This is a genomic window from Rahnella perminowiae (assembly GCF_019049755.1).
Classification (GTDB): Bacteria; Pseudomonadota; Gammaproteobacteria; order Enterobacterales; family Enterobacteriaceae; genus Rahnella; species Rahnella perminowiae.
This window is the reverse complement of sequence record NZ_JAFMOS010000609.1, coordinates 18522-28358: the sequence shown is the minus strand read 5'-3', so window position 1 is coordinate 28358 and position 9837 is coordinate 18522. Positions and strand designations below refer to the sequence as shown.

The following is a 9837-nucleotide window of genomic DNA, read 5'->3' as shown; positions in this document are numbered from 1 at the left end:
CATTGTAAGCCAACGATCTTTTATAAAGTTTATCTGATACAAAAAGATATTTGCTCCCTCTTACACCGTCTTCTAGTAAGGAGACAACAAGATCAAAAAAAGCTTTCACATCAGACACAGGACCAATTTCGGCCAATGTCATCGCTGCATGAATTCCAACATTTCTCATTCTGTTTTAAACCTGATAGAGGATGGGGTGATTGCACCGTTTGATTTATCGACGATACCTTTAACTATTTTTACTCTTTCCGTAGCTGAAACATTTTGACCACGAATGTCGATCACAATATCCTGCCGCATTCCCTCTGGCAGATTCTTCTGTCGTTCAACAGCCTGCTTCGAAACATTATTGATCAAACCACTTTGATTTTTCTCAATATTATAATTTTTTACTTCAACGCTACAGATATTTCCCTGGCACCAGTCAGGGCGGACGCTGCCTTTAGTACCGTAAGGAACTTCTTTGCCGTCTTTGAAGGTTACCTGTTCGCGCCAGCCTTCGCCAAGATCTTTGCCTACATCGATTTCAGATTGCCTGTGACCTGGGCGCACTACAGTTTCAATCTCATCGCTGGCTTTGTTGATCAGCTTCGAAGCTTCAGCAACATCTCCTTTAGCCAGCGCTTTCTCTGCCGCTTTCAGTACGCCTGCTGCAACACGCTCTCCGGGTATCAGGGAAGCGGCCACGTTGAGATAATCCAGTGCTGACTGTGCCTCGGCTACACTTTTTATAGTACCCACCACCGGCACAAAATCCGCCCCGGTCAGCAGGACATCTTTAAGACTCTCACGACGCTCCGTATACATTTTCACTGAGCAGGCCTCTGCACTCAACCCACTGCAGTTTTCTTTCTTATAACGTTCGTTTTCCGCCTCAACGTACTCACCGGCCTTCTGCTCCAGCGTCTTGCCTTCAAACTGTGCCTGAGCTATATCGCTCAGCGCATTATTCTCCACCGAGTTCTTACCCGCCTGCGCTCCCGCAACAGCATCGGCCGTACCGTCTCCGGTCACGCCGCCCGCAAGGCCAGCTGCCAGCGTGCCCAGCGCACTGATGGTCTGTTTCTCCGTCTCCGTCAGCTCACTGACTGCCTTGCCCGGATACAACTGATTCATCACCAGTTGCGCCATCAGTTCACCGCTTACCGCTCCGGCAGCGCCTGCCATTCCACTGTTACCAGCAGCATACGACGTTACCGCACCGACAACCGCATGCGCCATAGCCTGGGCTTCTGGATTGCCCTCGGTCAGTTTATGGATCTGTTCAGCAAGATATGGTGATGCTGCGCCACTGATAGCCTGCCCGATATTGCCACCCGCCAGCCCCTGAATTGCCGCCGTTGCGGCCTGAATTCCCTGCTGCAGGCTGCTGCCCGTGCCATAAGGTGACATCGCAGTGTCATAAGCCTGCTTCGCTATCTGTTCGTCCGTCGGGTTCGGGTTACCTTTACCGGCTAGTTGTTCTTTAGCCGCCTGAAGTGCTGCCGGGTCTTTTTTAGCTTTTTCCCCGGCTATCTGCCCCTGCGTCCTGGCAATATCCCCGACCTGTACCCCGATTTCTCCAATCAGCTGCGCCTCTTTCAGCCGCTGCTGCTCCTTCTCTTTATCAAAAATAGGGGAGAGGGTCTGATTGGCGTGCTCGACGTCGCGGCTCAGCTCACCCACGTCTTGCTTCTGATTGTCCTTATCGCGGATGGTTATCGTGCCTTCACTTACCGCTGATTTCGTTTTTGAGCTATCGCTTCCGCTGCCATTAACGCCAACCAGCAGGCCATTGGCCATATTCCCCACGAACTGCCCGCCGATGTTTCCACCCGAGCTCATCCCAACGCTTTGATGTTCGACTTCATATTCAGCGCTGTTATGGATATCGCTGAACCCTAGCGTGCCGGTGTCGAGTTTGTTCAGGCTGGTATCCGCCGTTGAGCCGATAACCGCACCGTTAAGCTGCGTGTGCTCACCGACGGTAATATCAAAGCCGCCCTGACCGGCAAAGATACCCGTTTGCTCCTGCACACTCTCGTAAGTGCTGTGCATTTTGTCCCGGCTCAGGTTAAGCGAACCGCTGCCGCCGCTCATGCTCACACTGCCGCCCGCGCTGGCGTTCTGCTGCTTCGAGTCGTAGTTGTCGGTATCCTGCTCGCTGGTCAGGGTCAGGTTACGCCCCACGTCCAGCGTGACTTTTTCGCCATTGACCTGCGCGCCGGTCAGCGTCGTGTCGCGACCGCTGCTGATGGTCAGGTTATTCCCGGCATTGACGGTGGTTTCATTATGACTGGTGCCGTTGCCGGTCTCAGAGCCTTTGCCTTTATTGGCGCTGGCGTTCAGCGACAGTCCATTCGCCCCCTGACCGAAGTTAATGCCCACGCCCACTGACGCGCCGTGGCTTTCATTTTTGCCTTCAAGCGTTTCGCTGTTCAACCCGGAGGAAAGGTTCACGTCCCGCGCTGCACTCAGGTCCACATCTTTCCCTGCCTGCAGCTGGCTGCCCTGAACGTTAATGTCGGTTTCGGTCGCGTGAATGTTAAGGTTATTGCCCGCCGTAAGCTGGCTGCCCTGGCTCTGGTTCTGCGTGCTGGTCTGCGTTGATTTGGACGACTGGCTGCCGTAAGAGAGGTTGACACCTATCATGCTGCCTTCACTGCCGCCCGCTTCAGCCAGAGATGCCGCCTGCGCGGCCTGTACGCCGCTGAGCGCCGATTTCATTCCCTGCAGGGCGGCCAGACGACCGCTGCTTTCCGTACTGGCATCGTTGGCGCTCGACACCGCCGTATTAATCGCGCTGCCCACCGTACCGGACAGGGCCAGCGTCAGGCCGCTCTGTTTTTGTTCCACCGTGTGCGTCTGCGAACTCTGGTTATCTGCCGCCAGAATGTTCACGTCTTTACCGGTCAGGTTCAGATCTTTTCCTGCCAGCACGTCTGAGCCTTTCACGGTCAGCCCATTACCGGCCGACAGATTAACATTGCCCTGCGTGCTGCCGACGGTGCTGCCCTTGCTGCTCAGGGTTTTGCCATCGTCGGTAGTTTTCAGGCTGTGGGTTCCTATGCTCACGCCAATGCCACCGGTGCCGGAAAGACCCGATTTTTTCTCGCTGTAGAGGTGTGATTCTTGCTGCGCAGTGGTAGCTGCCTGAATGTTTAGGTCGTTGCCTGCGGCAAGGCTGACATCCTGTGTACCGACCACGTTGCTGCCGGTGACGTTCAGGTCATGCCCGGCCTTCACGTTTACGCTGTCTCCGCTCAGTTGGCTGCCGCTGGCGGTCTGGTTATTGAAGCTGTCCCGCACTTCGGTGGTGGTTTTCGAGCCAAGGCTGCTGCTGCCGGTGGCTTTATAATGCTGATCGAAGGTCTCAGTATCGGTGCCGTGCTGAATGCTGATGTCATTGCCTGCGGCCACGTTGAGCTGCTGGCCGGCGGAGATATTACCTGCCGTCACATTCACATTATTTCCGGCGACCATTTGTACATCACCCGCGCCAATCACCTCACTGCCAACCATCTGGCTGCTTGACTGATGCAGCCAGTTATCTCCCCAGTTGAGGTTATCCGTGCTGCCGGTGGTCACCGTGTTCAGATTGAGGTCACGGCCTGCTACAACGGATGTCATGCCTCCATCGCCACTATTGATAACCTGCGCACCCGTCAGGTTGACATCGCGACCGGCCTGCAAGGCGAGGGTGCCATCCGGTTGCTGAACGTAGAAACCGGCCACGCGGTCAATGGTGTTGCGGGCAAAGTCGCCACCGGCACTCTCTGCGCTGCGCGTGGTGGTGAGGGCGTTAATGTCGCGACCGGCAAGAACGGACAGACTCTCGTTGCCCGAGAGCATGCCGCCCACATTGTTGATGTCCGTGCGCGCCTGCACGGCGACATCATTCCCCTGGATAAGCCCACCCAGATTATTGATATTGTCGGCCAGGATTTGGGTGTTTTGCTGTCCGGTGATCCGGCCGCTGTTAGTCAGATCGCCACTCAGGTTCAGACTGACATTTTTACCGGCCAGCAGTGCGCCGCTGCCATCCACATCACCTGCATGAACCATGGCGTACACCTGCGGTACCAGCACCTGTTGCGTGCTGCCATCGGCAAGCCGGACGGTTTGCGCGACCATCCAGACCATGTCGCCGGTCATATGGCTCATCTGTTCGGCGGTCAGCGCTACGCCCAACGTCAGGTTATATTTTTGACCAAAGGCGATGCCCTCATTCATCAACGCTTTGTACTGTTCCTCATCATTTTGCGCACCCTTAAGATAGCGCTGTCCCGTCAGGGCAATGACCTGTTCTCGGATAAGTCGCTGCTCGTAATACCCGTCGCCCAGGCGTTTAAGCACATTGTCAGTATTGCGGGTAAAGGCATCCATCATGTAATCGGAGCCCAGCCATTTTTTCTGGTCAGTAAAGCGCGGATCGGTTTCGACCAGGTAAGGGCTGGTACTTTCCGGATGCGTCCGGAACAGGCTGTTATCCGGCAGGCGGGTGTTTGGCCCGATGGCGCGAACAACGCTTTCCGAACTCCCGGTTTTCACTTCAAATGTTTTACCGGCGGGCAGGGTAATAGCACCCGATGGCACGGACTGCAGGCTACCCGCGTTCGGCCCGGCATTCGGCATAATGTTCAGACTGTCTGCACTTTGAATATTGCCGTTAATATCACCGTTCTGGTGATCCGCAATGCTCAACCCACTGCCTTGCCCCTGAGTATATTCCTGCACCGTGCTGGGTTTAAGGGTGATGGCCTGGATCACCGTCGGCGGGACGTAATCTCTGGTATCAACGTTTGAAGAATCGCCACCTTTGCTTTGATGACGGGAATAGAAAACGGCTTTGCCGACATCGTTGGTCTGCCGGTTGGCTTCGACCTCCACGTTATTGACGGTGGTTCCCTGAAGTGCCAGTGCGCCACCGGCCACAATCTGGCTCTTGTCGTTGAGAACATCATTGGCATTGATGCTGAGGTTGCCACCCGCAATAATCTTCGCCGGGTCTGTTTCTTTGACCCGGTCTTCCGTGATGGTACGGGTGTAGGCGTAGTGGGTGAAGCGGTCACCGTCGGTGGTGTGACAGATAACGCCTTCAATACAAAGAATATTAACCTCATCCTGATAGATGTAGATGGTGTAATCTTTGTCGTTATAGCGCACGCCATTTTTCAGACGAGAGACCTCATACTCAGAAATGTCTTCCTGAGAAACCAGTACATTCTCCAGTGAGAAGTGGTCATTGATATTGTTGATGCTGGCAATGTTCAGCGCCATATCCCCCGCAGATTCGAGGGTCGCGCTGTGGTTGTTCAGCGTCGTGGCCTGACCGGTGGCCTGCCAGTCACCATTGAGCGCGCCGCCGACGGCCATCAGACCGTCGCTGTAGATCAGTGCATGATCGCGGTTATTGATGGTAGCCGCGCCGATATCCAGCCGCTGCCGTGCCGCAATAGTCGCTGCCTGCCCATTCTCCGCCAGGTTGTTCAGCGTGCCCGCGCTAATGGCCAGCGCGTCACCGTAGATGCGCCCGCTGCCGATATTACTGACGGTCTGTCCGTTGATGCGGGTGTAAAAACCGTCAATAAGCCCGTAGTTGGTGACCGTCTGCGCCGCATTCACCTGCGTGGTGCCTGCGTTGATTTCTGCCGCCGTGCCATTGAATATGTTATTTGCCGACAAGGTGAGGGCGCTGCCAGCCTGGATCAATGACTGGTTGGTCAGATTGCCTTGTGTCGTCAGACTCAGATTGTTATTGGCCTGGAGGCTGCCGGTGTTGAGGAAGTCCTGCGCCAGATTGAGCGTCAGGTCGCCCAGCGATAAGAGTTTACCGTCTCCGGTCATTGCGTCGCCGGACAGGCGGATAAGTTTGCCCGCCTCAATATCCCCGGCGCTGTTAATAATTTGCTGAGCCTGTGCGTCCAGATTGTTTTGCGAACTGAGCAGGCCGGTGCTGTTATTGAGTACGCCGCCGAGGTTCAGGTTCAGGCCGTCATCGGCCAGCATTTGCCCGTTACTGTTGTCCAGATCGGTGCCATTGAGAGTCAGCGTGTTGCCCTGGATCCCCAGCCCTGCGGCGCGGGTATTTTGATTGAGCACTTGTACTGCGTTGAGGGTGACATTGGCTGCACCATGGATGAGGCCTGCACCGTTATCAATCACCGATTGCGCCGCGCTGAGAACCATATCCCCCAGTGACTGGATTTGTCCCTGACGATTATTAATGTCGCCCGCCGTAAGATTCAGCGCACCTTTGCTGGCGATGTGCCCCTGCTGGCTGTTATCGAAAGCGGCAGTGGTGAGTGACATTGCACCGCCGGATGCCAGCAATCCCTGCTGGTTATTCAGGCTGGCAGTGTCGAGGGTCAGTGCGTCCTGCGCGCTCAGCGTGCCTCCCAGATTGGTCAGCGCAAAACCCTGCGTATTCCACTGTAATTTTTGCCCGGACTGTAATGTGCCCCATTGATTGTCCAGCGCGTAGCTCATGGCAACGATATCGCCCAGCGCCACAATCTGCCCCTGCTGATTATTTACATTCTCCGCACTGAGGGTCATTTGCCCGTTGCCAATCATCGCGCCTTGCTGATTGTCCAGCGCACCGGCTTTTACGGTCAGATTGCCCTGGCTGGTGATGCCGCCCGTGCTGCCGCTGCGGTTGTTACTCAGGGTTGCTCCCTGCGTATCCATCAGCAGATTTTTAGCGCTCTGGATAAGCCCGCCATCGTTGTTTTGCAGGCCGCGGTTGGTCAGTGAAAGATCGCCCAGTGCGGAGATCTGACCGCCATTATTATTGAGCAAAGACGTTTGCAGCGAGGTATCGCCGCCGCCCACAACTTTGCCACTTTGATTGTCGAATTCGCCGCTGTCTGCCGACAACATCCCCGTGGCAATAATTTGCCCCAATGAGGTGTTATCGATGCGCTGGCCGTGGGTATTCAGCGTTAATGTTTCGCCGGATTGCACCAGGCCGCCCTGATTGTTGAGCGTGCCGCTGCTCAGGGAAAGAGCCTTATCGGCCAGCCATTTTCCCGCCTGATTATTCACATTGCCGGCGGTGGCCGTCAGTGATTGCGCCGCAATTTGCCCGTTGTGGTTATCGATATCACCCGTCGCAAGTTGCATGCTGCCTGCGCTGATGATGCCGCCCTGAGAACCGCTGTCAGCATTAAGTACGGCTGCGCTCCGGCTATTGAGATTTAACTCAGCCCCTGACTGGATCAGGCCGCCGCTATTATCCACCGCGCCGCTCAGTGAGGTTAAATTCCCACCGGCAGCGATAATGCCAGCGCGGTTGTTGAGTGCGCCGCCGAGCGTCAGTTGCAGGTTATTTTGATCAGCTGCAATCAGCCGCCCTTGTTGGTTATTCAACTGCGCGGCGCTAAGGGACAATGGGCCTTTTGAAGTGACAGCACCATCCAGGTTATCGAACAGGCCGGTGACGTTCAGATTCATCGGCCCGCTGCCGCTTTGCGTCATCTGACCTGAGTGGTGTGAAACCGTATCAGCATTCAGCGTAATTCCTGCTGCCTGCGTCACCGCATTATCAAGGTTCAGGGCCGAACCGTTCAGGTCTAATGCACCGTTGCTGACCAACGTGCCCTGTGCGCCGTCCATCTGGCCGGTGTTAACCGTAAGCTGGCCGTCTCCGGCATGCAAAATTGTTCCCTGCTGGTTGTCCAGCGTGGCGCTGGTTAAGGTCAGATTTTTGCTGTTACTGGCGAGTGTGCCTTCACGGTTGTTAATCCCCCCGTCATGAGAGAGCTGCAGGTCCTGTTGCCCCAGCTGCTGCACCGTGCCTTTCTGGTTCGAAAGGCGGTTCGCTGTCAGGTTAAGCTGATCGGCGGCGATCTTGCCACCGTCGTTATTGAGCATTCTTTCTGTGCTGGCTGTCAGCTGATGCGTGGCGGAAAGATTGCCATTCGCTGTGCTGATATCACCGGTGCTGGCCTGCAACGTAATCGTGTCGCCATAGGTCTGGCTGCCGCTGAGATCAACGGACGTGGCACCGGCGTTCAGCTGGCCAGCGGCCATATTCTGCCCGCTGGCCTTTAATTCACCACGGCTGGTCAGCGTTAAATTCCCGGACGATGCCAGCTTGCCGTCGCTGGCAACACCGGCCGCGAGCACGCTCTGCGCGCCGCTGTTAATATTGCCTGCCGAAATGCGGGTGTCTGCGCCTGCGGCAATAAGGCCGGTGTTACTGAGGCTTGCCGGGCTTGTGATATCCGTATTACCTGCCGCATAAACTTTGCCCTTGTTATCCACCGTCGCCGATGCGGCCAACTGGATATTTTGCGACGCATTAATGGCGCCGCTGTTGGTCAGCGTGCCGTCGGCATTGACCACCACATCACCGGCCGACGCGCCCAGCGCCCCGGCGTTATGCACACCGACGCCGGATTCAGTACCCATCAGGCGAATTTTGTTGGCATACATACCACCAAGCTGAGAAACGTCAACGGCAAGCTGTGGGCGGACACTGCCGTCATCCGCTTTTTTATCAATGCGCTGGTGCGTAGCATCGACCTGATTACGCCCGGTCGTCACGTTCAGTTCCTTCGCCCAGATACCGGCGTTCACTTTAACGGCGCGTGAAATCAGATCGGTGCTGTCCTGCTGGCTGCTATCCAGCCCGTTGCCCTGAATAACAATTTCGCCCCGGTCAACGTTGTATCCCGTCAACTGACCATTACTCATCTGCACCTGACCGGTGGTCAGCGTGGCGCGGTTCGCGTTAATAAAGCCGCAGCCGTTACAGGTAATGCCCGAGGGGTTGGCAATCACCACCTGCGCCTTTCGCCCGGCGACTTCAATAAAGCCGTTCAGTTGGCTGGGGTCGCGTGCATTCACTTCATTGAGAATGACCTTCGCTTCGCCCTTTGCCAGCCACGGGTTGCCGTTAACCATTCCCGCAATTTGCGTTTGGGCGTTGGCGTGGGAGTTATTGAGCACCACGCCTTTTTTATCCACATCGAACTGGCTGTAGACGTTGCGTGACACCCCGGCCGCGCTGGGGGTCTGGATATTGACCTGAGGGGTACCGTTGGCGCTGTTAATAATGGTCGGCTGCTGGCCGCCCGGCGCACTGCCATCGGCGACGATCCCCGCCTGAACCGGCTGGACCGCACCCAGCGCCAGCAGTAAGGCAAAACACACGCCATGAAATTTACCAATCAATTGGCTGAGGGTATGACCGGTCCCGGATGAGGACGACGACGCGCCTGCCCGGCCTGAACCGGCAATATCCGCCACGACCATTAACAGGCCGCGTGCTTTGTTGAAAACAATACGATAGAGATTCTTATTCATGACAGCGTCCTTACTGGCATTTCGATAACAGGCACAGACAGTGGATGTGCATCACGCCAGGCTCTGGCCTGTTGATGACTGACACGGTCGCCTTTGAAATTGATGACCCGCTGGCCTTTTTCAGCACCACGATGATAGAGCGCCCGGAAGCAGCGTTCGGGAAAAAGGGTACTGCAGACCAGGCGACGCATGGCCACCGTGTCGCCAAAAGGCGCGATCCAGTCACGGATCCACATACGTTCGCCGCTGGCCCAGTCACGATCCTGCACGCTGATCGCCGGTTGTGTCAGGTAGCGCTGCTCGGCGATGTCGTCCAGCCACATCCAGCTTAAGAAAAACAGCGGCTTCGCGTCGCGGCTGACTAAGGCATATTGCTGCCTTTTAATGATGGGCAGAAGCACCGTCGGCAGCGCATGCAGAGGCAAGTCGCGATGCTGAGCCGAGTGCATCCATAACCAGACGGCAGCACCGAAAACTTCAGCTTCACTCATCTCCCCACCAATGATCATGGGTGAATGAACGTCATAAGGCCCTGTTTGCATCCCT

Annotated in this window: 2 protein-coding genes; both read right to left on the bottom strand. The window is 56.0% G+C overall.

The features are described 5' to 3' along the window. Positions 1-165: 165 nt before the first annotated feature. Complete coding sequence (locus tag J1785_RS19725) at positions 166-9291, bottom strand: hemagglutinin repeat-containing protein (RefSeq protein ID WP_217220286.1); 9126 nt, start codon at positions 9289-9291, stop codon at positions 166-168. Further along, a complete protein-coding gene (locus tag J1785_RS19720) occupies positions 9288-9833 on the bottom strand; it encodes a toxin-activating lysine-acyltransferase (RefSeq protein ID WP_217220285.1) in 546 nt (181 codons plus the stop codon). Before J1785_RS19720 ends, J1785_RS19725 begins: the two co-directional genes overlap by 4 nt. Positions 9834-9837: the final 4 nt, after the last annotated feature.